Raw genomic sequence first — 24,151 nt, 5'->3', positions numbered from 1 at the left:
TACGCCCGAATGACCCAAACCCGTATCCATAAAAGAAAAGCCGCACGTCCCGAAGGAGCGCGCGGCTTTCACAATGAAGCCAGATGGCTTATTTCACCGGACGCATCGCCGGGAACAGGATCACGTCGCGGATGGTGTGGCTGTTGGTAAACAGCATCACCATACGGTCGATCCCGATGCCGAGACCCGCCGTCGGCGGCAGGCCGTGCTCCAGCGCGGTGACGTAGTCTTCGTCGTAGAACATCGCTTCGTCATCGCCTGCATCTTTCGCGGCAACCTGATCCTGGAAACGTTGCGCCTGGTCTTCCGCGTCGTTCAGCTCGCTAAAGCCGTTGCCGATTTCGCGGCCACCGATGAAAAATTCAAAGCGGTCGGTGATTGCCGGGTTTTCATCGTTGCGGCGCGCCAGCGGAGAGACTTCTGCCGGGTATTCGGTGATAAAGGTCGGCTGAATCAGGTGCGCTTCGGCCACTTCTTCGAAGATCTCGGTCACAACGCGGCCGAGCCCCCAGCTTTTCTCAACTTTGATGCCGACAGCCTGAGCAATGCCTTTCGCCTTCTCGAAATCATCCAGATCCGCCATATCGGTTTCCGGGCGATATTTCTTGATGGCTTCGCGCATGGTCAGTTTTTCAAACGGCTTGCCGAAATCAAACGTCTCTTCGCCGTAAGGCACCTGCGTGGTGCCGAGCACATCCTGCGCCAGAGTACGGAACAGGGATTCGGTCAGCTCGATCAGATCTTTGTAATCCGCGTACGCCATATAGAGTTCCATCATGGTGAACTCAGGGTTATGGCGCACAGAGATGCCTTCGTTACGGAAGTTACGGTTGATCTCGAACACACGCTCGAAACCGCCAACCACCAGACGCTTGAGATACAGCTCCGGCGCGATACGCAGGTACATGTCGAGATCCAGCGCGTTGTGGTGCGTCACAAACGGACGCGCGGACGCGCCGCCCGGGATCACCTGCATCATCGGGGTTTCTACTTCCATAAAGCCGCGGCCGACCATGAACTGACGGATACCTGCCAGGATCTGCGAACGCACTTTAAAGGTCTTGCGGGATTCATCGTTAGCGATGAGATCGAGGTAACGCTGGCGGTAGCGCGCTTCCTGATCCTGCAGGCCGTGGAATTTATCCGGCAGCGGGCGCAGCGCTTTGGTCAGCAGACGCAGCTCGGTGCAGTGAATGGAAAGCTCGCCGGTTTTGGTTTTAAACAGTTTACCGCGGGCGCCCAGGATATCGCCGAGATCCCATTTTTTGAACTGCTCGTTGTAGACGCCTTCCGGCAGATCGTCACGCGCCACATACAGCTGAATACGGCCGCCGACATCCTGCAGCGTAACGAAAGACGCTTTACCCATAATACGACGGGTCATCATGCGGCCTGCCACGCAGACCTCGATGTTCAGCGCTTCCAGCTCTTCGTTTTCTTTACCATCGAAGTCCGCGTGCAGTTGGTCTGAGGTATGGTCGCGACGAAAATCGTTCGGAAACGCGACGCCGTGTTCGCGAAGCGCAGCCAGCTTCTCGCGGCGCGTTTTCAGTTCGTTATTAAGATCGACCGCCGCTTCTGCGCCTTGTGCTTGTTGTTCAGACATGTTGGTTCCTCATAACCCTGCTTTCAGACTTGCTTCGATGAATTTATCCAGATCGCCGTCCAGCACCGCCTGTGTGTTGCGGGTTTCAACGCCGGTGCGTAGATCTTTGATACGGGAATCGTCCAGCACGTAGGAGCGGATCTGGCTGCCCCAGCCGATGTCGGACTTGTTATCTTCCAGCGCCTGCTTCTCAGCATTTTTCTTCTGCATTTCCAGCTCGTACAGCTTCGCCTTCATCTGCTTCATGGCCTGGTCTTTGTTCTTGTGCTGAGAACGGTCGTTCTGACACTGCGTGACCGTACCGGTCGGAATGTGGGTAATACGCACCGCGGATTCCGTACGGTTAACGTGCTGACCACCCGCACCTGACGCGCGGTACACGTCGATACGCAGATCCGCCGGGTTGATTTCGATATCGATATCGTCTTCCACTTCCGGGTAGACAAACGCGGAGCTGAAAGAGGTGTGGCGGCGGCCGCCGGAGTCGAACGGGCTTTTACGCACCAGACGGTGTACGCCAGTTTCCGTGCGCAGCCAGCCGAACGCGTAATCGCCGGAAATTTTAATAGTGGCGGATTTAAGGCCTGCCACTTCGCCTTCGGACTCTTCAATAATTTCTGTTTTAAAGCCGCGCGCTTCGGCCCAGCGCAGATACATACGCAGCAGCATGCTGGCCCAGTCCTGCGCTTCGGTGCCGCCGGACCCTGCCTGGATATCGAGATAGCAGTCGGCGCTGTCATATTCGCCGGAGAACATGCGGCGGAATTCAAGCTGCGCGAGTTTGGCTTCAAGCTGATCCAGCTCGACAACTGCTTCATTGAAGGTTTCTTCATCGTCCGCTTCAACGGCAAGCTCAAGCAGGCCCGCGACGTCATCAAGCCCCTGGGACATCTGATCCAGCGTTTCGACGATAGCTTCAAGGGATGAACGCTCTTTCCCCAGCGCCTGGGCGCGTTCGGGCTCGTTCCAGACGTCCGGCTGTTCCAGCTCGGCGTTTACTTCTTCAAGACGCTCTTTCTTAGCATCGTAGTCAAAGATACCCCCTAAGAACGTCTGAGCGCTCCGTGAGGTCCTGAATGCGGTTCTTTACCGGGTTAATTTCAAACATGGCTGTAGAATCTTTTAGTGATGAAGATGGGCAAAATGCGGTCGTAAAACGGAAAGTTTACCGGATTTACGCCGCCTTTTATAGTTTATCCTGGCGCTAAACGGGCCAGAGATGGTCGATAATTAATTGCAGGCTGCGGTTGCCGCGAAACTCATTCACATCAAGCTTATAGGCAAGCTCCACTTCGCGCACGCCAGGGTCTGGCCAGCAGGTGGTGTCGACGTTAAACGCGATGCCGTCAAGCAGCGGCCCGCCGCCGACCGGCTCCAGCATCAGCTTGAGATGACGCTCGCCGACCAGCCGCTGTTGCAGAATGCGAAAACGCCCGTCAAACAGCGGCTCCGGGAACATCTGCCCCCACGGACCGGCGTCGCGCAGCATCTCCGCCACTTCCAGCGTCATTTCCTGCGGCGCGAGCGCGCCGTCAGACCAGATTTCGCCCTGTAGCATCGCCGGATCTAACCAGTCGTTAACCAGTCCGGCGAAACGCGCCTGAAACTCCGGGAAACGCGCCTCTTCAAGCGAAAGCCCCGCCGCCATCGCATGGCCGCCGAATTTGAGCATCATGCCGGGATAGAGCGTGTCGAGACGCTCCAGCGCGTCACGCATATGCAGGCCCTGCACCGAACGGCCCGAGCCTTTGAGTATCCCCTCACCCGCAGGCGCAAACGCGATAACCGGGCGGTGAAAACGCTCTTTAATACGTGAGGCGAGAATGCCGACCACGCCCTGGTGCCATTCGGGATGGAAAATCGCAATGCCGCTCGGCAACGTTTCGCCGCTGCGCTCAAGCTGCTGGCAGAGCGTTAACGCCTCCGCCTGCATCCCTTGCTCAATCTCTTTGCGGGTCTGATTCAGCGCGTCCAGCTCGTTTGCCAGCATGCGCGCTTCGCCGATGTTGTCGCACAGAAGCAGCGCGACGCCGACCGACATATCATCCAGCCTGCCTGCCGCGTTAAGCCGCGGCCCCAGCGCGAAGCCGAGATCGCTCGCCGTCAGGCGGTGCGCCTCGCGGTTGGCTATCTCCAGCAGCGCGCGAATGCCAGGACGGCATTTGCCTGCCCGAATTCGGCTGAGCCCCTGCCAGATAAGAATGCGGTTGTTGGCATCCAGCGGCACCACGTCTGCGACGGTGCCGAGCGATACCAGATCGAGAAACTCCGCGAGATTTGGCTCCGGGATACCCTTTTCCGTAAACCAGCCGACGCTTCGCAAATGCGCGCGCAGCGCCAGCATCAGATAAAACGCAACGCCGACGCCTGCGAGCGATTTCGATGGAAACGTACACTCCGCCAGGTTCGGGTTGATGATAGCGCCCGCCGCCGGAAGCGTATCGCCGGGTAAGTGGTGATCGGTAACCAGCACCGGAATGCCCAGTTCATGCGCACGCGCCACTCCCGCATGGGACGAAATCCCGTTATCCACGGTCAGGATCATCTGCGCGCCGCGCGCGTGAGCCTGATCGACCACTTCCGGGCTCAGGCCATAACCGTCATCAAACCGGTTAGGCACCAGATACGCCACATTGCTGCCGCCAAGCGCGCGAAGCGCCAGCACGCTAAGTGCGGTGCTGGTCGCGCCATCGGCATCGAAATCGCCGACAACGATAATGCGCAACCCTTCGCGCAGCGCGTCATGCAACATCGCAACGGCTTTATCGATGCCACAGAGCTGCTGCCAGGGGAGCATACCTTTTACGCTGCGCTCAAGCTCCTGCGCGCCTCGCACGCCGCGGCTGGCATAGAGCCTGCGCAGCAGCGGCGGCAGGGAGTCCGGCAGCGTAATGGACTCATCCGGCGAACGCCTGCGAAGTTGTGTCTGTCTGCTCACCCGTTACTTTCCGCTCGCCTGAAGCTGTTTCTGATGCTCATCAAGGAACGCTTTCATCTCTTTTGGCCCCTGATAGCCCGGCACCATTGCGCCGTTGCTCAGCACGATCGCCGGCGTGCCCTGAACGCCAAACTGCACGCCAAGTTCGTAATGTTTCGCAGTGTCAACGTCGCAGCTGGCCGCTTCAACTTTGCTGCCACCCATCGCGTTATCGAAAGCTTTATTGCGATCTTTCGCACACCAGATAGCCTGCATATCTTTCGCTGTCTCACTGCGCGGCCCCTGGCGCGGGAAGGCCAGATAGCGAACGGTGATGCCCAACGCGTTGTAGTCTTTCATCTCTTCATGCAGCTTATGGCAGTAGCCACAGGTGATATCGGTAAAGACGGTGATGACATGTTTTTCCTGCGGCGCTTTATAAACAATCATCTCTTTTTCAAGCGCGTTGAGTTTGGTCATCAGCATCTGATTGGTCACGTTGACCGGCTGCCCGCCGCTGACATCATACAGCGGGCCCTGAATAATATGTTTGCCGTCCTCGGTGACATAGATAACGCCGCTTTCGGTCAGTACGGTTTTCATGCCTGTCAGCGGAGACGGCTGAATTTCGGCATTTGCCACACCCAGTTTGGTGAGCGACTGCTTAATGGCCGCGTCATCCGCCTGGGCAAATCCTGAGAAAGCCGCCAGCGTAACGGAGAGCAGCGCAATAGTTTTTTTCATAACATGTCCTTAAATTCGGCACTCACGCTCTGGGGTGGTGCTGTTGATGAAGTTGCCGCAACCGTTCCGTCGCCACGTGCGTGTAGATCTGCGTGGTGGAAAGATCGCTGTGGCCTAAAAGCATCTGTACCACGCGCAAATCGGCGCCATGATTTAACAGATGCGTGGCGAACGCATGGCGTAAAACGTGCGGCGAAAGCTTTTCACTATCGATGCCCGCCAGTTGAGCATAATGTTTGATACGATGCCAGAAGGTCTGGCGGGTCATCTGCCGGGCGCGGTTGCTCGGAAAGAGGATATCCAGCGACTGCCCGTTAAGCAGCCACGGGCGGCCGTGCGTAAGGTACTGTTCAAGCCAGTAAACGGCCTCTTCGCCAAGCGGCACCAGCCGCTCTTTGTTGCCTTTACCGATAACGCGTACCACGCCCTGGCGCAGGCTTACGTCACTCATGGTCAGCCCGACCAGTTCAGAGACGCGCAAACCGGTGGCGTAAAGCACCTCCAGCATGGCTTTATCACGCAGCTCAATCGGCTCTTCGACCGTTGGCGCCTGAAGCAGTCGTTCTACCTGCGCTTCGTTTAAATCTTTCGGCAGACGCTGCGGCAGCTTAGGCGACGCCAGCAGCGCGCTAGGATCGTCGTCGCGGATTTTTTCCCGGTAGAGATGCTGGAACAACCGACGCACGGCACTGAGCATGCGCGCAGTACTGCTCGCCTTGTAACCGCCTTCGACGCGCTCTGCCAGCAGCGTCTGGAGATCGCCGCTCTGCGCCGTCGCCAGCGACAACCCGCGATGGTGCAACCATTCCACGACCATGCTGAGATCCCGCCGGTACGCGCTCAGGCTGTTCTCGGCCAGGTTGCGCTCAAGCCAGAGCGCATCAAGAAATTGTTCAATGCGAGCTAAATCCTGTTCCACTGCCACCTCACTGACGCTCCTGGTCGCTGCATTATGCCTGACTGGAAGCGGGATCTGATACACTGACGCTTCTGCACAATAGGAAATGAGACGTTATCGTTATGAACATTGGTCTTTTTTATGGTTCCAGCACCTGTTACACCGAAATGGCGGCTGAAAAAATCCGCGATATTATTGGTCCCGAACTGGTCACGCTGCATAACCTTAAAGACGACTCGCCGACGCTCATGGAACAGTATGATGTGCTGATCCTCGGCATTCCTACCTGGGATTTCGGCGAACTCCAGGAAGACTGGGAAGCCATCTGGGAACAGCTGGACGCACTCAACCTTGACGGAAAAATCGTGGCGCTGTACGGCATGGGCGATCAGTTAGGCTATGGCGAATGGTTCCTCGACGCGCTCGGCATGCTCCATGACAAACTGAGCACTAAGGGCGTGAAGTTTGTCGGCTACTGGCCTACGGAAGGTTATGAGTTTACCAGCGCGAAACCTGTTATCGCCGATGGTGAGCTGTTCGTCGGCCTCGCGCTGGATGAAACCAACCAGTATGACCTGAGCGACGCGCGTATCGAAAGCTGGTGCGAGCAAATTCTTGGCGAAATGGCGGCGCACTTTTCCTGATTTCAGGGCTTCATTAGCGGTTGTCGCCCACGGGCTGTTGCAACAAAAGACGACACAAATCGCGCCACTCCGCTGCCGTCATACTATCCGCCGCCAGCCAGACGTGATGGCGGCGCGTCGTTTTCGGATGACGCAGCCGCAGCATCATTCCGCTACGCAACATCCAGGGCGTGGAGCAAATCTGCCAGTCCACGCCCTGCCATCGTAGCTGATAATCAGCCGTCAGGCTGACTTCACCCTGAAACGCATTGATACGCCGCTGGCTGCGCACGCAGTCAAACACCACCAGAGACAGCAACAGCATCCAGACGGGCAGATACCGCAGCGGCCACGGAAGCAGCAAAATAATAACAGCCACAGCGCCATGCAGCAGCAGCGATACCCACTGCGAGCGCCATGAAACGCGAAGATCAGAGTGCCACAGGACCACGTGCCTGATTCCGTTGCTGGATTAATTCCACCATTCGCGCCAGCTCCGTATCGGCAGGTTTGCCATGATTCATCAGCCAGTTAAATAAATCAGGATCGTCACACTCCAGCAGGCGAACAAAAACGCGTTTGTCTTCATCGCTCAGGGAGTCGTAGTCGTATTCAAAGAAAGGCATGATGGAAATATCCAGCTCGCGCATACCTCTGCGACAGGCCCAGTGAATACGGGCTTTATTATTAATATCCATGTCTCTTACCTGCTAAACCACCATTGAATGACGGCTGCTAGTGTAACCCGTTTTTCACGCATCATTCAGCCGAATGTGAGTATTTGCGAGGCGTTATCCTGAATATGACTTCTCCTCTGCAACCGACACTTTTTCTTTCGAGCCGTCTCGAGGAATAGGTTAACGGCACAAAAGGGGATGCTAAAAGGCTTGCAAACTCCGTCGGCTCTTTAACAATATGAGGCTATCTCTCCACTCGCGTGGACCATTATTGCGATAGCACACTGGGACTTTATTTATGGCATTTACTCCATTTCCTCCCCGTCAGCCAGCCGCCAGCGCGCGCCTGCCGCTGACGCTCATTTCACTTGAAGACTGGGCGCTGGCGACGATAACGGGCCCGGACAGCGAAAAATATTTGCAGGGTCAGGTGACGGCAGACGTTACCGAGCTTGCCGAGAATCAGCATCTGCTGGTGGCGCACTGCGATGCCAAAGGCAAAATGTGGAGCAACCTGCGCCTGTTCCGCCATGACGGCGGTTTCGCCTGGATTGAACGCCGCAGCGTGCGTGACACGCAGCTCGCGGAAATGAAAAAATATGCGGTTTTCTCGAAAGTGACTATCGCGCCGAACGACGACGCCGTACTGCTGGGCGTAGCCGGTTTCCAGGCGCGTGCGGCGCTGGCGAATCACTTTGCTACGCTCCCGGATGAGCAGAATCCGCGTGTGCTGGATGGGACTACCACACTTTTGTGGTTCGGCCTGCCGGCGGAGCGCTTTATGGTCATCGCTGACGCTGACACCGCCACTCAGCTTACGGAAAAACTGCGTGGCGAAGCGCAGCTTAACGCCAGCGCACAGTGGCTGTCGCTTGACATCGAAGCTGGCTTCCCGGTGATTGACGCGCCGAACAGCAATCAGTTCATCCCGCAGGCGACCAATATTCAGGCGCTGGGCGGTATCAGCTTTAAAAAAGGCTGTTATGCAGGTCAGGAGATGGTGGCGCGGGCGAAATTCCGCGGTGCCAACAAGCGCGCGCTCTGGTATCTGGCAGGGCACGGCAGCCGTGTGCCGCAGCCTGGCGAAGATATTGAAATGCAGATGGGTGAAAACTGGCGTCGCACCGGCACCGTGCTTGCTGCCGTACAGCTGGATGACGGACGTCTGCTGGCGCAGGTAGTGATGAATAACGATCTGGAAACCGGCACGATCTTCCGCGTTCGCGAAGAGAGCGGCGACCATACGCTGCACATCGAACCGCTGCCTTATTCGCTTGAAGAGGCGTAACCGTCTGATGCCTGTATAAAGGCAGTCACGCCGCCAGGTGGCATCAGCTGCCTGGCGGAGGAAACTCGAAGGGAATAAGTGAAAGCAGTTAGCGCAGAGCGCAATCCTCAGCGGATGTAGAGGTAAATGGCCAGAAAATGGCAAACGCTGCCGCCCAGCACGAAACCGTGCCAGATGGCGTGGTTGTACGGGATCCGCTTACAGACATAAAAAATGACGCCCAGCGAATAGATGATGCCCCCAGCGGCGAGCAGCGTGACGCTGCCAGGTGCGAGTTTCATCACCATCTGATAAATCACCACCAGCGACAGCCACCCCATCGTCAGGTAAGTAACCAGCGACAACACTTTGAAGCGATGCGCGATAGTGAGCTTAAACAGGATGCCAAGCAGCGCCAGGCTCCAGATGACAATCATCAGGCCGTGTGCAAGTGAGGATTTCAGCCCCACCAGCAGAAACGGCGTATAAGTGCCTGCAATCAATAGATAAATCGCGCAGTGGTCAAACTTTTTAAGCCAGGTTTTGGCGCGCGCATGCGGTATGGCGTGGTACAGCGTCGAGGCGAGAAACAGCAAAATCATGCTGCCGCCATAGAGGCTGTAACTGGTAATGGCGGTGGCGCTGGCATTGCTGTCCACCGCCTGAACAAGTAACAGAACAAGTCCGACTATCCCGAACACCAGTCCAATCCCGTGACTGATGCTGTTGGCTATCTCCTCAGCCAGTGAATATCCCTGCGCAAGTAATGGTTTACGAACCATGTGGCGACTCCGGTAAAACTGAATAAAAAAAACGCAGCCCACATAGCCTAACTGAGAATGATTCCAGTGAACACCTGTTCGCTAAAATAAATCTGTGACAGTCCGTAACCGTCCTGCTTACCGTTCGCCATAGCGCCGGATGTTATTCTTCAACCTTTTTAAAAGCAATAACATACAGTTCATTCAGTCCCGGATAGATTTCCGTGATGACATGTTTGAGTTCAGCCAGCGTCATGTTCTCCTGCCGCGCGTGTTCTTCATTCAGTTGCGCCAGCGTGACCGGCGTCACGCTCAGAACCTCCAGCGTGCAGAAGTAGCCATTATCTTCATAGCGGCCAGTGCGCAGCCGCTGGCCTGGGGTGAAGTGCGCTTCGCTCTCGTCACGGATGGTGATGGTTTTGGTGCCCGCCAGGATATCCTGCTGGAAACGGGTATAAAACGTGATGTCGTTTTTCATTGTGTCTCTCCCGAAAGTAACGGCACATCATAATCCTGACGGCGCGCAGGCGCTATTCGCTGGCATAAAGAGTGACGCGCGCCTGCGTAATTTATGGCAGCATGAGCGAACCGATGCCGCTACAAACGCGCGCGGGAACCTGAACGCATTGACCAAAGGATGTTGCGCCGTGACGATGTTTACCCATTCCGCTGTCGCCAGCCTCAATAATCTTGAGATGATGGTTTACAATTTTGTAGTCAAAAACCGCGATAAGGTGATGTACATGACCATTCGCGAACTGGCGGATGCGGCGGACGTCTCCACCACCACCGTGCTGCGTTTTTGCCGCAAGATGAATTGCGATGGATATTCTGAATTCCGCGTACGCTTTAAATTATATCTTGAACAAAATGAACCGCAGCAGGCCAATTTTGGCGCCAGCGAAATAATTAGTTTTTTCCGAAGCGTAAATAATGAAGAATTTGATGCTCTACTGGACCGGGCAACGGAAATTATTTTACAGTCTGAGCGTATTATTTTTGTGGGCGCAGGAACCTCCGGTGCGCTTGCGAAATATGGCGCACGTTTTTTCTCAAACGTCGGGAAATTCAGTAACCATATTGACGACCCTTATTTCCCGGTGACCAGTGATATGGCGAAAAATGCGCTGGCGATTGTGCTGTCGGTGTCTGGCGAGACAGAAGAGATCCTGCGCTTTGCAAGCCAGTTTAGCCTGCATAACTGCAAAGTGCTCTCTGTCACCAGCCACGAGAATTCTTCTCTGGCGAAGCTTGCCGACTTTAATCTTTCCTGGCATATCCCCCAAACGCGTATCGCGGGCGTGTATGATATTACGACGCAAATTCCTGTTATTTATATTCTCGAAACGCTCGGCCGCAAGCTGGCGAAAAATCTCGCATAAAAAAACACCCTGTTTTTCATTTGTAACAAGTCACGCCATACGCTATTTGTTATAGCGTGACTTTTCACTTCCCTTTGTTAGACTCGCCTTAACCTCGATAATTTATCGTTATTATTCCCTTCTACTTATTCTGTTAATGAGATGACACGATGAAACAGCTTAAATTACCAAAAGACTTTTTATGGGGCGGCGCGGTCGCGGCGCATCAGGTTGAAGGCGGCTGGAACCAGGGCGGCAAAGGGCCGAGTATCTGCGACGTCCTGACCGGCGGCGCACATGGCGTCCCGCGTGAAATTACGCAGGAAGTCGAGCCAGGCAAATATTATCCGAACCATGAAGCCGTCGATTTTTACGGTCGCTATAAAGAAGACATTAAGCTCTTCGCCGAAATGGGCTTTAAGTGTTTTCGCACATCGATCGCCTGGACTCGCATTTTCCCCAACGGCGACGAGACGCAACCTAACGAAGCGGGCCTTCAGTTCTACGACGACATGTTCGATGAGCTGCTGAAATACAACATCGAGCCGGTGATTACGCTTTCTCACTTTGAAATGCCGCTGCATCTGGTGAAACAGTATGGCGGCTGGACGAACCGCAAAGTGGTGGATTTCTTTGTTCGCTTCGCCGAAGTGGTGTTTGAGCGCTACAAGAATAAGGTCAAATACTGGATGACCTTTAACGAGATCAACAACCAGCGCAACTGGCGCGCGCCGCTGTTTGGCTACTGCTGCTCCGGTGTCGTTTACACCGAGCACGACAACCCGGAAGAGACGATGTATCAGGTGCTGCATCATCAGTTCGTGGCGAGCGCCATGGCGGTGAAAATCGGCCATCGTATTAACCCGGAGATGAAAATCGGCTGCATGCTGGCGATGGTGCCGCTCTATCCGTTCTCCTGCAAGCCGGAAGACGTGATGTATGCGCAGGAATCGATGCGTGAGCGTTATGTGTTTACCGACGTTCAGTTGCGTGGTTATTACCCGTCTTACGTACTGAACGAGTGGGAGCGCCGTGGTTTCAGTATCAAAATGGAAGAAGGCGACGCGCAAATCCTGCGCGAAGGCTGCTGCGATTACCTGGGTTTTAGCTATTACATGACCAATGCGGTGAAAGCCGAAGGCGGTAGCGGCGATGCGCTGAGCGGTTTCCAGGGCAGCGTGCCGAACCCGCATGTTAAAGCCTCCGACTGGGGCTGGCAGATTGACCCTGTGGGCCTGCGCTACGCGCTGTGCGAGCTTTACGAGCGTTATCAGAAGCCGCTGTTCATTGTGGAAAACGGCTTCGGCGCGTATGACAATGTGGAAGCCGACGGCAGCATTAATGACGATTACCGCATCGATTATCTGCGTGCCCATATTGAGCAGATGATGAAAGCGGTGACATATGACGGCGTCGATCTGCTGGGCTATACGCCGTGGGGCTGCATCGACTGCGTGTCGTTTACCACCGGGCAGTACAGCAAACGCTACGGCTTTATTTATGTGAATAAGCACGACGACGGTACGGGCGATATGTCGCGTTCGCGTAAGAAGAGTTTTGCCTGGTATAAAGCGGTAATTGCGAGCAACGGCGAGACGCTTTGATGTGAGGTTACCGTGGATAGTCGCGCCGGGTTTGCAGGCGCGACTATTTCGGTGGGTGCGCCACGCTTACCCACCCTAAAATAGCGTTTGGCTGGACGTAGGGCGGGTAAGCGCAGCGCACCCGCCTTAAAAATCCGCCTAATACCCGCCTGAAACGCCCCTATTTCCCGCCCGCCAGATCGAGAAAACTCCCCGTCACGTACGAGGCTTTATCACTCAAAAGCCAGGCGATCGCTTCCGCCACCTCTTCCGGCTGCCCGCCGCGCTGCATCGGCAGGACGGATTTCACGCGGTCAACGCGCCCAGGCTCGCCGCCGCTGGCATGAATATCGGTATAAATCAGGCCCGGACGCACGCCGTTGACGCGGATACCCTGCGCCGCCACTTCCTGCGACAACCCAATGGTGAGCGAATCCACCGCCCCCTTTGATGCCGCGTAGTCGACATATTCGCCAGGCGCGCCAAGACGCGAGGCGGCAGACGACACATTCACAATCGCGCCGCCCTGCCCGCCATGATGATGCGCCATACGCTTCACGGCCTCACGGCAGCACAGAAAGTAGCCCGTTACATTGGTCGCCAGCACCTTGTTGATACGCTCCGCCGTCAGATTCTCCGTCATGCACTGGGTAAACAGCACGCCCGCATTATTAACCAGCGCGCGCAGTGGCTCGCCTCGCTCATCAATCTCACGGAACATGGACATCACCTGCGGCTCGTCGCTGATATCGGCCTGAATGGCAAACGCACGTCCGCCGCTCGCCACGATGCGCTCAACAACTTCCTGCGCCGCCGCGGCGTTATGCAGATAATTGATCGCCACGGTGTAGCCTTGCGCGCCCAGCAGCAGCGCCGTCGCTTTGCCAATGCCGCGGCTCGCGCCGGTGATAAGTGCAACGGACATACTTCTCTCCTTTTTATCGTGTGGGATACAGAAAGCTTGCGGTACCTTACCCATCCGCGCGCCAGAGGAACACTCCACCAATCAGGTAGTGTGGCTATAAAAACGGGCGCTACAGAATAAAAAAAGGGCGCCGAAGCGCCCTCTATGGTCTGTATTTAAAGCCTGACGTTACTGATACTCGCTCATCGGCACGCAGGAGCAGAACAGATTACGGTCGCCGTAGACGTCATCGAGACGCTTCACGGTCGGCCAGTATTTATTCTCAAAACCTGCCGGGAAAGCCGCCAGCTCGCGGCTATAGGCGTGTTCCCACTCCTGCGCCAGTTCGCGCTGCACGTGCGGCGCGTTCACCAGCGGGTTGTCGTCCTGTGGCCATTCGCCCTGCGCCACGCGGTCGATTTCGCCACGAATAGCCAACATCGCGTCGATAAAGCGATCCAGCTCGGTTTTGCTTTCCGATTCGGTCGGTTCAACCATCAGCGTACCCGCCACCGGGAAAGACATGGTCGGCGCGTGGAAACCGTAGTCGATAAGACGCTTGGCGATATCCAGCTCGCTAATGCCGGTAGCCTCTTTCAGCGGACGAATATCCAGAATACATTCGTGCGCCACGCGGCCATCGCGCCCGGTGTAGAGCACTGGATAGGCGTCTTTCAGGCGGCTTGCGATGTAGTTCGCGTTGAGGATGGCCGTCTGGCTCGCTTTTTTCAGCCCCTGCGATCCCATCATACGGATATACATCCAGCTTATCGGCAGAATCGACGCGCTGCCGAAAGGTGCCGCGGAAACCGCGCCCTGCGAGGTCAGCATGCCTTCAATCTGCACCACGCTGTGGCCCGGCACAAACGGCGCCAGATGCGCTTTCACGCCAATCGGGCCCATGCCCGGGCCGCCGCCGCCGTGCGGAATGCAGAACGTTTTATGCAGGTTAAGGTGCGACACATCCGCGCCGATGTAGCCCGGCGAAGTGATGCCTACCTGGGCGTTCATGTTGGCGCCGTCCAGGTAAACCTGGCCGCCGTACTGATGCACGATGTCGCACACCTCGCGGATGGTTTCTTCATACACGCCGTGGGTGGACGGGTAGGTCACCATAATGCAGGAGAGTTTATCGCCCGCCGTTTCGGCTTTGGCGCGCAGATCGGCGAGATCGATGTTGCCCTGTTTATCACAGGCCACCACCACCACCTGCATCCCCGCCATCTGTGCCGATGCCGGGTTGGTGCCGTGCGCAGAGCTCGGGATAAGGCAGATATCGCGATGGCCCTCGTTGCGGCTCTCATGATAATGGCGAATCGCCAGCAGGCCCGCGTATTCCCCCTGCGCGCCGGAGTTCGGCTGCATGCAGAGCGCGTCATAGCCGGTGAGTTTCACCAGCCAGTCGGAGAGCTGGCCGATCATTTGCAAATACCCTTCCGCCTGATCCGCCGGACAGAACGGATGCAGCCCGGCGAATTCCGGCCAGGTGATCGGGATCATTTCCGCCGCCGCGTTAAGTTTCATGGTGCAGGAGCCAAGCGGGATCATCGCCTGATTCAGCGCCAGATCTTTACGCTCGAGGCTGTGCATATAGCGCATCATCTCGGTTTCGCTGTGATAGCGGTTAAAGACCGGATGCGTCAGGATAGCGTCATCGCGCAGCATCGCGGCCGGAATGGAGCGGCTGTCATGCGCCACCTCTTTATCCAGCGCGTCGATATCAAAGGCCGCGTCCTCGCCTGTGACCACGCGCAGCAGCACCTGCACATCGGCACGCGTCGTGGTTTCATCAAGCGTAATGCCCACTGCGCCCGGAATATCGCTGCGCAGGTTGATTTCACTGGCCTGCGCGCGTGCCAGTACGGCGGCTTTATCCGCCACCTCGACGCACAGGGTGTCGAACCAGGTCGCGTGACGCAGCTTCAGCCCTTTCTGTTGCAGGCCCGACGCCAGAATATCGGCGAAACGGTGAATACGGCTGGCGATGCGCTTCAGCCCTGCCGGGCCGTGGAATACGGCGTAGAGGCTCGCGATATTGGCCAGCAGCACCTGAGAGGTACAGATGTTGGAGTTGGCTTTCTCGCGGCGAATGTGTTGCTCGCGGGTCTGCATCGCCATACGCAGCGCGGTGCGCCCGGCGGCGTCTTTCGATACGCCGATAATGCGCCCCGGCATAGAACGTTTAAACTCATCGCTGGCGGCAAAGAACGCGGCGTGCGGGCCACCGTAGCCCATCGGGACGCCAAAACGCTGGGCGGAGCCGAAAACAATATCCGCGCCCTGTTTGCCAGGCGCAGTCAGGAGCACCAGCGCCATAAAATCGGCCGCCACGCTCACAATCACTTTGCGGGATTTCAGCTCGCTAATCAGTTCGCGGTAGTCATGCACTTCGCCAGTGGTGCCCACCTGCTGCAACAGCACGCCGAAGAGATCCTGATGATCGAGCGCCTTTGGCGCGTCATCGACGATCACCTCAAAGCCGAACGTTTCGGCGCGGGTGCGAACCACATCCAGCGTCTGCGGATGCACATCCGCGGCCACGAAGAAACGGTTGGCGTTTTTCAGTTTGCTGACGCGTTTGGCCATCGCCATAGCTTCCGCCGCTGCGGTGGCTTCATCGAGCAGCGAGGCGGAGGCGATATCCAGCCCCGTCAGATCCAGCGTTACCTGCTGGAAGTTCAAAAGCGCTTCCAGACGCCCCTGCGACACCTCCGGCTGATACGGCGTATAGGCCGTGTACCAGCCCGGATTCTCCAGCATATTGCGCAGGATAACCGGCGGCGTGTGCACCGCGGTGTAGCCCATGCCGATATAGTTTTTAAAGAGTTTGTTGCGCCCGGCGATGGCTTTCAGCTCCGCCAGCGCGGCGAATTCGGTGGCGGCGTCGCCGACGTCGGGCGGCGTCGCAAGCTGGATATCCGCAGGAACGATTTGCGAAATCAGCGCATCCAGCGAGTCCGCGCCAACGGTGCGCAGCATCTCCTGCTGCTGGTCAACACCCGGTCCGATATGGCGCTCGATAAAAGCGTCGCGATTTTCCAGGTGGCTCAGGGTCTGGGTCATGGGCGATATTTCCTGAAACGTGCAGTGAGGCAAATAAATGCGATGGTCAGTCGTGCTCCCGGCGGGAGCGGCGCAGGCGAAGCGCGCCCGCGCCTGCCCCTGACGTTACGCAGGGGCGAGGTCCCGTGAATTACTCGTCTTCTAACAGCGCTTCATACGCGCTGGCGTCCAGCAGCGCAGCCACTTCGGCCTCATCGCTGGCTTTGATTTTGAAGATCCAGCCCTGGCCGTAAGGCTCGCTGTTAACCAGCTCCGGTGAATCGCTCAGCGCGTCGTTGACGGCCACGATCTCGCCGCTGACCGGCGCGTAGATGTCGGAGGCGGCTTTTACGGACTCCGCGACGGCGCAGTCATCGCCCGCGTTAACGGTCGTGCCGACGTCCGGCAGATCGACAAACACCATGTCGCCCAGCAGTTCCTGCGCGTGCTCGGTGATCCCGACGGTGTAAGTGCCGTCAGCTTCTTTACGCAGCCATTCGTGTTCTTTGCTGTATTTCAGTTCGTTTGGCACATTGCTCATTGCTTCTCTCCTGATAACAAAACTTACTGCGTGACCGGCTTACCGGCGCGCACGAAAACGGGTTTAGTGACTTTCACGGGCATTTCGCGGTTGCGGATCTGCACAATGGCAGTATCGCCGATACCCGCAGGAACGCGAGCCAGCGCGATGCTGTAGCCAAGCGTTGGTGAGAAGGTGCCGCTGGTGATGATGCCTTCGCGGGCGTTGCCCTGATCATCGGTGAAACGCACCGGCAGCTCGCCGCGCAGCACCCCTTTTTCCGTCATGACCAGACCAACCAGCTGTTCAGTGCCGTTCTCACGCTGGGCTTCCAGTGCATCGCGACCGATAAACGCGCGGTCTTCCGGCTGCCAGGCGATCGTCCAGCCCATATTGGCGGCGAGCGGCGAAATGCCCTCGTCCATCTCCTGGCCATAAAGATTCATGCCTGCCTCAAGGCGCAGCGTATCGCGCGCGCCAAGGCCGCACGGTTTAACGCCCGCTTCCACAAGCTGGCTCCAGAAGCCGGCCGCTTTTTCATTCGGCATCGCGATTTCATAGCCCGCCTCGCCGGTATAGCCGGTGGTGGCGATAAACAGATCATCCGCCTGCACGCCGAAAAACGGCTTCATGCCTTCTGTGGCTTTACGCTGCGCGTCGGTAAACAGCGTGGCGGCTTTCGCCTTCGCGTTCGGCCCCTGGACGGCGATAAGGGAGAGATCGTCGCGCACCGTGACGGAAACGCCATACGGCTCGGCGTGCTCGTTAATCCAGGCGAGGTCTTTTTCACGGGTGGCGGAGTTCACGACCAGACGGAAATAGTCTTCGGTCATGAAGTAGACAATCAGGTCGTCAATCACGCCGCCGGAGGCGTTGAGCATGGCAGTGTAGAGCGCTTTGCCCGGCTGGGTGAGCTTTGCCACATCGTTAGCCAGCAGGTAGCGGAGGAAGTCGCGGGTACGTGCGCCGCGCAGGTCGACAATGGTCATATGGGAGACATCAAACATCCCCGCGTCGTTACGCACCGCATGGTGCTCATCAATCTGCGAGCCGTAATGCAGCGGCATCATCCAGCCGTGGAAATCCACCATGCGCGCGCCGCAGAGGTTGTGCTGTTCATACAACGGGGTTTGTTGAGCCATCTTTTCCTCATCCTGTCAGCCGGGTTGGTGTGGGTTTCGAACGGCGCAACACGCTGAATGAAACCCGGCGCCGACGCCGATCCCGGCGGCGACGCAAACGTTATCTTGCGTCTGAACTTATCACCGAACGAGGGCGTAAACCATAAGCCAGGCTGTGTCATCAGATTAGCTTATGGCGCAAAATCCTTTTTCACGCCGCAGCATGAAACACTGCCTGAATGGTTTCAGGTACGGCCAAAACGCTAACGCTTTGCCGCCTTTTCAAAATAACCGGGCAGAAAACGCTGTTTTGAAGGGAAAATAATGGAAAGGGAAAAATCCAGAGATTAAAAAAACTAATCCGAAAAAGCGGGTTAAATTAGAATATTTCAAACGGGGAGAGACTTCTCTTTCCGTATGCCGGAAAGAGAAGTGTGACGCAGTTAACGCAACCACTCCGGCAGATCGTTAAGCCCCATCGCCTGGCGAATCAGCTGCGGTTTAACGCCCGGCAGTTTATCGGCAAGCGTTAAGCCCAGATCGCGCAGCAGCTTTTTCGCCGGGTTAGCGCCGGAGAAAAGCTCGCGGAAACCCTGCATGCCCGCCAGCATCATCGCGGCGGCATGTTTACGGCTGCGCTCGTAGCGGCGCAGATAAAGGTGCTGGCCGATATCTTTGCCCTGCTGTTGCAGACGGCGCAGTTCGCTTATCAGTTCGGCGGCATCCATAAAGCCGAGGTTAACGCCCTGCCCGGCCAGCGGATGAATGGTGTGCGCCGCGTCGCCAACCAGCGCCAGACGGTGCGCGGCGAACTGGCGCGCATAGCGGCCGGTGAGCGGAAAAACCTGACGCTCGCTCTCAAGCGCGCATAAGCCGAGACGAATATCGAACGCCACGCAGAGCGTCTGATTAAACACCGACACCGGTGCCTGCTGCATCCGGTCGGCTTCCTGAGGCGAAAGCGACCAGACGATGGAACACAGATGTGGGTCGCTTAGCGGCAGAAACGCCAGAATACCGTCGCCGTGGAACACCTGGCGCGCCACGCCGCCATGCGCCTCTTCGGTGCGGATCGTGGCGACCAGCGCATGATGCTGGTAATCCCAGGACGTCAGCGGAATTTCCGCTTTTGTGCGCAGCCAGGAGTTCGCGCCATCTGCGCCAATAACCAGACGCGCCGTCAGCATGTTGCCGTCTTCAAGCGTAAGAAAGGCTTCGTTTTCACCCCACGCGACCTGTTGCAGCGTCGCGGGTGCTATCAGCGTCACCGACTTACACTGCTGCGCTTTTTGCCACAGCGCGTAGTGGATCGCCTGGTTTTCAATAATGTGCCCGAGATGGCTGAAGCCAAACGATGCGTCATCAAACGCGATGCGCCCGAAACTGTCTTTCTCCCAGACTTCCATGCCGTGGTAGGCGGCTGCGCGCTGACGAAGAATGGCGTCCCAGACATCAAGCTTTTTTAGCAACGCTTCGCTGGCGGCGTTAATCGCCGACACCCGCAGCGCTGGCGGCGCGCTCGCCTCCAGCGGTTCAGGCGCGCGCTGTTCCAGCACCGCGACGCGCAGCCCGCTGCCTTCCAGCCCGCAGGCTACTGCCAGCCCGACCATGCCGCCGCCGACAATCGCTACATCTACACTTTGCACATTCGACTCCTTAGCGCGGCACCCAACCGAGGGTGCGTCTGGCCAGCGCGTCACGCGCCGGGGTAAATAGATCCATTGCCATCAGGCCAAGGTTGCGCCCAACGACCAGCGGCGACCAGCGGTTGGCGAAAAGCTGCACCAGTCCGTCGGTCACGCCGATGGTTGCGGCTTTATCCTGCTCGCGGCGCTGTTGATACGCGCCAAGCACCGGATATGCGCCGATATCTTCGCCGCGCGCGAAAGCCTGCGCCAGCGTCTCGGCGAGCGTCATGACATCACGAAGCCCGAGGTTGAACCCCTGTCCGGCGATCGGGTGCAGCGTCTGGGCGGCGTTGCCAACCAGCGCCGTGCGGTGAGAAATCACCCGCGAGGCGAGACTTAACGCGAGCGGATAACCGCTGCGCGCACCCGCGTGCGTAATGCGTCCCAGACGCCAGCCAAAGGCCGCCTGCAATTCGCGGCAGAAGCGCTCATCGCTCCAGCCAAGCACCTCGGCCTGTTTATCGAGAGGATGGCACCAGACGAGTGAACTACGACCGCCCGACATCGGCAGCAGCGCCAGCGGGCCGTGTTCGGTAAAACGCTCGAACGCGCGACCCTGATGCGGCAGCGCCGTCGCGACATTCGCGATGATTGCCGCCTGATGATAAGGCTGCTGACGCCATTCGATGCCGCACTGCGCGCCAATGGACGAACGTGAACCGTCGGCCGCGACCAGCAGTTGCCCCTCCAGCGTCTCGCCGTTATCAAGCTGTACGCTGACCGCCTCGTCACGACGCGTAATGGCCGTGACGCGCGCCGGGCAGTGCAGATGAACGCCCGGCGCTTTACGCAGCAGGCTGAAAAGCCGCTGCCCGGCGTCGTGCAGCTCCACCACGTTTCCCAGCGCCTGCGTCTGGTAATCGCGCGCGTTCAGCGTCACAAAACCGGCGTGGCCGCGGTCGCTAACGTGAACGGTGGTGATAGGCGTCGCACAGGGCGCGAGCGCCTGCCAGACGCCAACGCGCGCCAGCTCGCGGCAGGTGCCGTCGGCAAGCGCGATGGCGCGGGCGTCAAATCCCGGATGCGCGGCGGATTCCGGCGCGCTGGCTTCCACCAGATGCACCGGCAACGCGCCATGGGTAAAACGAGAGAGAGCCAGCGCAAGCGTTGCGCCAGCCATGCCGCCGCCGGCGATGATCACGCTCATGAGCGACGCGCCGCCGCCATCAGCGCTTCGATATCGTCCGCCGATTTCACCACGCTGGCGGTCAGGTTCTCATTACCGGTTTCGGTAATGACGATATCGTCTTCGATACGGATACCGATGCCGCGGTACTCTTCAGGTACGTCGGCGTCCGGCGCGATATAAAGCCCCGGCTCAACGGTGATAACCATGCCTGGCGCCAGGATGCGCGAGCGATCCGGGCCATAGAAGCCGACATCATGCACATCCAGCCCCAGCCAGTGGCTGAGCCCGTGCATAAAGTACGGACGGTGCGCGTTCTCGGCGACCAGCTGTTCCACGTCGCCTTTCAGAATGCCAAGCCCGATAAGCCCTTTCACCATCACGCGCACCACATCGCCGGTCACATCCTGAATCGACGTGCCCGGACGGAAAAGACGCAGCGCAGTTTCAAGCGACTCCAGCACGATGTCGTAAACCGCGCGCTGAGCGGGTGTGAATTTGCCATTCACCGGGAAGGTGCGGGTGATATCGCCCGCGTAGCCTTTGTATTCACAGCCCGCGTCGATAAGCACTAAATCGCCGTCGCGTAGCTGGCTTTCGTTTTCGGTGTAGTGCAGGATGCAGCCGTTTTCGCCGCCGCCCACAATGGTGCTGTAGGACGGAAAGCGCGCGCCGTGGCGGGTGAACTCATGCAGAATTTCGCCTTCGAGCTGGTATTCATACATGCCCGGACGGCACTTCTGCATCGCGCGGGTGTGGGCCAGCGCGCTGATTTCACCAGCGCGGCGCATAACAGCCAGCTCTTCCGGCGATTTAAACAGGCGCATTTCGTGTACCCAGGGCCGCCAGTCGGTGAGGGTGGCGGGCGCGGAGAGGTTCTGGCGAGCGCCGCGGCGCAGTTTATCCAGCGCGGTGAACACGATGGTGTCGGCGTAGGCATATTCGCCCTGCGCGTGATAGACCACATCCAGCCCGTTCAGCAGTTGATACAGCTGCTCGTCGATTTCGTTAAACGCCAGCGCACGGTCGACGCCAAGCTTCGCCGGGGCCGCCTCCTGGCCGAGACGACGGCCGAACCAGATTTCCGCGGTTTTATCGCGCAGGCGGTTGAAAATCACGCTGTGGCTGTGCGTTTCATCGCTTTTAATCAGCACCAGCACCGCTTCGGGTTCATTGAAGCCGGTGAAATACCAGAAATCGCTGTTCTGACGGTACGGATATTCGCTGTCGGCGCTGCGCGTCGCTTCCGGCGCGGCGAAAATCAGCGCCGCGCTGGCCGGAGCCATTTTCGCCAGCAACGCCTGACGGCGTCGCAGAAACTCTTGCTGTGTCATTGCACCTCCTGAGTAAACGAATGTTAGTGAAGCGTGGGCTTTTTCACTTCCGGCGCGGTCGGTGACTGGCGCGTAAAGGTGTCGTGGCAGAGCAGCGCCGCGACGCGCACATACTCGATGATCTCCTCAAGCGACATCTCCAGCTCTTCCTGATCTTCGCCTTCGTCATAACCGAGCTGGGCAATGTTGCGCAGATCGTCGATGGCTTCGCCGGTTTCGCCGGTGATTTTGTCGAGCTTCGGCTGGGTGACGCCGAGGCCCAACAGGAAATGGTTTACCCAGCCTGCCAGCGCGTCGGCGCGATCAAAGACCGAGACATCGTCGCCGTCCGGCAGCCAGAGCTGAAACAGAAAACCGTCATCCTCCAGCGTATCGCTGGTGGCGGCGTGTAGCTGACGCAACGCCTGAGCGAGCTGCTGGCCGAACGCCAGTCCCTCGTTGGTCAGGTCGTGCAGTAGCGGTTGCCAGCTGCTGTCATGATTGCCGCCGCACAGGATTCCGCTGATAAGGCCGTGCATTTCTGCGGGGGTCAGGCCCACGCCTTGCTGATTAAGCAACTGGCCGACCTCGTCGTAACCAGGCATTTCGTTCTGTATAGACATGCGCATTCGTCGTCGTTGGGAGGATGAGTTCGTGTTATGCTACCACTTCGTGCCCTGGTGATACCAGAAAAGGGCTTGTGTCTTCATATCAGGGTAGCTATAGTGTCGCCCCTTCGCAGCCCCGGCGCGAATGGTTGGCGAGTCAACAGCAGGAAAGTGGAATGTCTGCACAACCAGTCGATATCCAAATTTTTGGGCGTTCACTGCGGGTGAATTGTCCGCCTGAACAGCGAGATGCACTGAATCAGGCTGCGGACGAGCTGAATCAACGGTTGCAAGATCTGAAAGTTCGCACTAGAGTCACCAATACTGAGCAGTTAGTTTTCATCGCAGCATTAAACATCTGTTATGAGCTGGCTCAGGAAAAAGTGAAAACCCGTGACTACGCGGCCAACATGGAACAGCGTATCCGGATGCTCCAGCAGACCATTGAGCAAGCATTACTTGAGCAAGGTCGCATAAGCGAAAGAGCGGAGCCTAAGTTTGAATAACGCTTCAGGGTCTACTATGGTAGAGTGACCGTGAAGCAAAAAATTTCTCTGAGATGTTCGCAAGCGGGCCAGTCCCCTGAGCCGATATTTCAAAAAAACAGAATGTGACGCTCCACGGTTGGTGAGCATGCTCGGTTCGTCCGAGAAGCCTGAAAACCGTGACGACGCATTCACCTTGAACCGCGGGTTCAAGGGTTACAGCCTGCGGCGGCATCTCGGAGATTCCCCTTCTTCTACTACCATGACAGAACTTCCCGTTACATCAGACCTTCGTCAACACATCCGTAAAGAGATCCGCCAAAAGCGTCGCGCGTTGACGGCTGACCAGCAGGCGCATTTCGCCGAACAGGCCGCCGCCCGTATGCTGGGCTTCGCTCCGGTGGTGGAAGCGAAAAGCGTGGCGGTGTTTCTCTCTTTTGATGGCGAACTCGATACCCGTCCGCTGATCGAAGGGCTGTGGCGCGCCGGAAAACAGGTGTATCTGCCTGTACTTCATCCTTTCAGTCCCGGCAATTTGCTGTTTTTGCGTTACCTGCCAGACAGCCTGCTCGCCACGAATCGTCTGAAAATTCTTGAGCCTGCGCTGGATGTGCGCCATGTGCTGCCGTTAGACCGTCTCGACGTGCTTATCACGCCGCTGGTGGCGTTTGACCGCACTGGGCAGCGCCTCGGCATGGGCGGCGGTTTTTACGACCGCACGCTGCAAAACTGGCGCGCGCATGGATTCTTGCCGGTCGGCTACGCGCACGACTGCCAGCAGGTGGAAAGCCTGCCGGTGCAGGAGTGGGACATTCCACTGCCAGTGGTGGTGACGCCAACGAAAATATGGCGCTGGTGAAATAAAAAGCCGGGTCGCTTACGCTAACCCGGCTCAACATCGGTTTCA

At 57.7% G+C, this 24,151-nt stretch carries 23 protein-coding genes and 1 other RNA gene; 7 read left to right on the top strand and 17 right to left on the bottom strand.

Annotation, left to right across the window (positions count from 1 at the left end):
* Positions 1 to 88: 88 nt before the first annotated feature.
* The 5 genes from lysS to xerD form a co-directional block, all read right to left on the bottom strand.
* Positions 89 to 1,606, bottom strand: coding sequence for a lysine--tRNA ligase (gene lysS / locus AFK66_RS02995; RefSeq protein WP_007777918.1), 1,518 nt, complete (start codon positions 1,604 to 1,606; stop codon positions 89 to 91).
* Positions 1,607 to 1,615: 9 nt separating this feature from the next.
* Positions 1,616 to 2,714 (bottom strand): peptide chain release factor 2 gene (prfB, locus tag AFK66_RS02990; protein ID WP_105539046.1). Its coding sequence is split into 2 segments (ribosomal slippage): positions 1,616 to 2,638 and positions 2,640 to 2,714, totalling 1,098 coding nucleotides; the frame shifts between segments, so codons are not numbered across the junction.
* Between the two features lie 96 nt (positions 2,715 to 2,810).
* Positions 2,811 to 4,544, bottom strand: coding sequence for a single-stranded-DNA-specific exonuclease RecJ (recJ, locus tag AFK66_RS02985; protein WP_007777920.1), 1,734 nt, complete (start codon positions 4,542 to 4,544; stop codon positions 2,811 to 2,813).
* A 3-nt stretch (positions 4,545 to 4,547) separates the two neighbouring features.
* Positions 4,548 to 5,267 carry a bifunctional protein-disulfide isomerase/oxidoreductase DsbC gene (dsbC, locus tag AFK66_RS02980; protein ID WP_007777924.1) on the bottom strand — a complete coding sequence of 240 codons (720 nt, stop codon included), beginning with the start codon at positions 5,265 to 5,267 and terminating at the stop codon, positions 4,548 to 4,550.
* A gap of 22 nt (positions 5,268 to 5,289) precedes the next feature.
* Positions 5,290 to 6,186, bottom strand: coding sequence for a site-specific tyrosine recombinase XerD (gene xerD / locus AFK66_RS02975; protein ID WP_023898044.1), 897 nt, complete (start codon positions 6,184 to 6,186; stop codon positions 5,290 to 5,292).
* Between the two features lie 101 nt (positions 6,187 to 6,287).
* On the opposite strand from xerD, the gene fldB reads away from it, so the two are divergent.
* On the top strand, positions 6,288 to 6,809 hold the full coding sequence (gene fldB, locus AFK66_RS02970) for a flavodoxin FldB (protein ID WP_007777929.1): 522 nt from the start codon (positions 6,288 to 6,290) through the stop codon (positions 6,807 to 6,809).
* A 13-nt stretch (positions 6,810 to 6,822) separates the two neighbouring features.
* Here the strand turns inward: fldB and AFK66_RS02965 are convergent, their stop codons facing one another.
* Together AFK66_RS02965 and sdhE are read right to left on the bottom strand one after the other, a co-directional pair.
* On the bottom strand, positions 6,823 to 7,239 hold the full coding sequence (locus tag AFK66_RS02965) for a protein YgfX (RefSeq protein WP_007777930.1): 417 nt from the start codon (positions 7,237 to 7,239) through the stop codon (positions 6,823 to 6,825).
* Positions 7,220 to 7,486: an FAD assembly factor SdhE gene (gene sdhE, locus AFK66_RS02960; protein WP_007777934.1), complete on the bottom strand. Its 267-nt coding sequence runs from the start codon at positions 7,484 to 7,486 to the stop codon at positions 7,220 to 7,222. Before sdhE ends, AFK66_RS02965 begins: the two co-directional genes overlap by 20 nt.
* A gap of 277 nt (positions 7,487 to 7,763) precedes the next feature.
* On the opposite strand from sdhE, the gene ygfZ reads away from it, so the two are divergent.
* Positions 7,764 to 8,753: a tRNA-modifying protein YgfZ gene (ygfZ, locus tag AFK66_RS02955; RefSeq protein WP_007777936.1), complete on the top strand. Its 990-nt coding sequence runs from the start codon at positions 7,764 to 7,766 to the stop codon at positions 8,751 to 8,753.
* 107 nt (positions 8,754 to 8,860) lie between these two features.
* On the opposite strand, the gene trhA is transcribed toward ygfZ, so the two are convergent.
* Positions 8,861 to 9,514: a PAQR family membrane homeostasis protein TrhA gene (trhA, locus tag AFK66_RS02950; protein ID WP_007777939.1), complete on the bottom strand. Its 654-nt coding sequence runs from the start codon at positions 9,512 to 9,514 to the stop codon at positions 8,861 to 8,863.
* 142 nt (positions 9,515 to 9,656) lie between these two features.
* On the bottom strand, positions 9,657 to 9,971 hold the full coding sequence (gene yqfB, locus AFK66_RS02945) for a N(4)-acetylcytidine aminohydrolase (protein ID WP_007777940.1): 315 nt from the start codon (positions 9,969 to 9,971) through the stop codon (positions 9,657 to 9,659).
* A 175-nt stretch (positions 9,972 to 10,146) separates the two neighbouring features.
* Here yqfB and AFK66_RS02940 point away from each other — a divergent pair, with 175 nt between their 5' ends.
* Positions 10,147 to 10,875 (top strand): MurR/RpiR family transcriptional regulator, encoded by a 729-nt coding sequence (locus AFK66_RS02940; RefSeq protein ID WP_032969013.1) that lies wholly within the window; start codon positions 10,147 to 10,149, stop codon positions 10,873 to 10,875.
* 149 nt (positions 10,876 to 11,024) lie between these two features.
* Positions 11,025 to 12,458: a 6-phospho-beta-glucosidase gene (locus AFK66_RS02935; protein ID WP_007777946.1), complete on the top strand. Its 1,434-nt coding sequence runs from the start codon at positions 11,025 to 11,027 to the stop codon at positions 12,456 to 12,458.
* 160 nt (positions 12,459 to 12,618) lie between these two features.
* On the opposite strand, the gene AFK66_RS02930 is transcribed toward AFK66_RS02935, so the two are convergent.
* From AFK66_RS02930 to AFK66_RS02890, 8 genes are all read right to left on the bottom strand, one after another.
* A complete protein-coding gene (locus AFK66_RS02930; protein ID WP_007777951.1) occupies positions 12,619 to 13,362 on the bottom strand; it encodes an SDR family oxidoreductase in 744 nt (247 codons plus the stop codon).
* Between the two features lie 168 nt (positions 13,363 to 13,530).
* Positions 13,531 to 16,404, bottom strand: a complete 2,874-nt coding sequence (gene gcvP / locus AFK66_RS02925; RefSeq protein ID WP_023898042.1) for an aminomethyl-transferring glycine dehydrogenase — start codon at positions 16,402 to 16,404, stop codon at positions 13,531 to 13,533.
* Positions 16,405 to 16,534: 130 nt separating this feature from the next.
* A complete protein-coding gene (gcvH, locus tag AFK66_RS02920; RefSeq protein WP_004385667.1) occupies positions 16,535 to 16,924 on the bottom strand; it encodes a glycine cleavage system protein GcvH in 390 nt (129 codons plus the stop codon).
* A 23-nt stretch (positions 16,925 to 16,947) separates the two neighbouring features.
* Positions 16,948 to 18,045, bottom strand: a complete 1,098-nt coding sequence (gcvT, locus tag AFK66_RS02915) for a glycine cleavage system aminomethyltransferase GcvT (RefSeq protein ID WP_007777978.1) — start codon at positions 18,043 to 18,045, stop codon at positions 16,948 to 16,950.
* Positions 18,046 to 18,467: 422 nt separating this feature from the next.
* Positions 18,468 to 19,670 (bottom strand): FAD-dependent 2-octaprenylphenol hydroxylase, encoded by a 1,203-nt coding sequence (ubiI, locus tag AFK66_RS02905; RefSeq protein WP_023898038.1) that lies wholly within the window; start codon positions 19,668 to 19,670, stop codon positions 18,468 to 18,470.
* 10 nt (positions 19,671 to 19,680) lie between these two features.
* On the bottom strand, positions 19,681 to 20,859 hold the full coding sequence (ubiH, locus tag AFK66_RS02900) for a 2-octaprenyl-6-methoxyphenyl hydroxylase (RefSeq protein ID WP_023898037.1): 1,179 nt from the start codon (positions 20,857 to 20,859) through the stop codon (positions 19,681 to 19,683).
* On the bottom strand, positions 20,856 to 22,172 hold the full coding sequence (pepP, locus tag AFK66_RS02895) for a Xaa-Pro aminopeptidase (RefSeq protein WP_023898036.1): 1,317 nt from the start codon (positions 22,170 to 22,172) through the stop codon (positions 20,856 to 20,858). Before pepP ends, ubiH begins: the two co-directional genes overlap by 4 nt.
* Positions 22,173 to 22,195: 23 nt before the next feature.
* Positions 22,196 to 22,774, bottom strand: a complete 579-nt coding sequence (locus tag AFK66_RS02890) for a YecA/YgfB family protein (RefSeq protein ID WP_004385660.1) — start codon at positions 22,772 to 22,774, stop codon at positions 22,196 to 22,198.
* 161 nt (positions 22,775 to 22,935) lie between these two features.
* On the opposite strand from AFK66_RS02890, the gene zapA reads away from it, so the two are divergent.
* The 3 genes from zapA to AFK66_RS02875 all read left to right on the top strand — a co-directional run bounded on the left by zapA (position 22,936) and on the right by AFK66_RS02875 (position 24,103).
* The gene (gene zapA / locus AFK66_RS02885) at positions 22,936 to 23,265 is read left to right on the top strand and encodes a cell division protein ZapA (protein ID WP_004385658.1); all 330 of its coding nucleotides are present in this window, start codon (positions 22,936 to 22,938) and stop codon (positions 23,263 to 23,265) included.
* A gap of 42 nt (positions 23,266 to 23,307) precedes the next feature.
* Positions 23,308 to 23,491, top strand: a non-coding RNA gene (ssrS, locus tag AFK66_RS02880) — 6S RNA.
* 15 nt (positions 23,492 to 23,506) lie between these two features.
* A complete protein-coding gene (locus tag AFK66_RS02875; protein ID WP_007777990.1) occupies positions 23,507 to 24,103 on the top strand; it encodes a 5-formyltetrahydrofolate cyclo-ligase in 597 nt (198 codons plus the stop codon).
* Positions 24,104 to 24,151 lie beyond the last annotated feature (48 nt).

This window comes from Cronobacter malonaticus LMG 23826 (assembly GCF_001277215.2).
GTDB lineage: Bacteria > Pseudomonadota > Gammaproteobacteria > Enterobacterales > Enterobacteriaceae > Cronobacter > Cronobacter malonaticus.
This window is presented reverse-complemented; position numbering and strand designations above follow the sequence as displayed.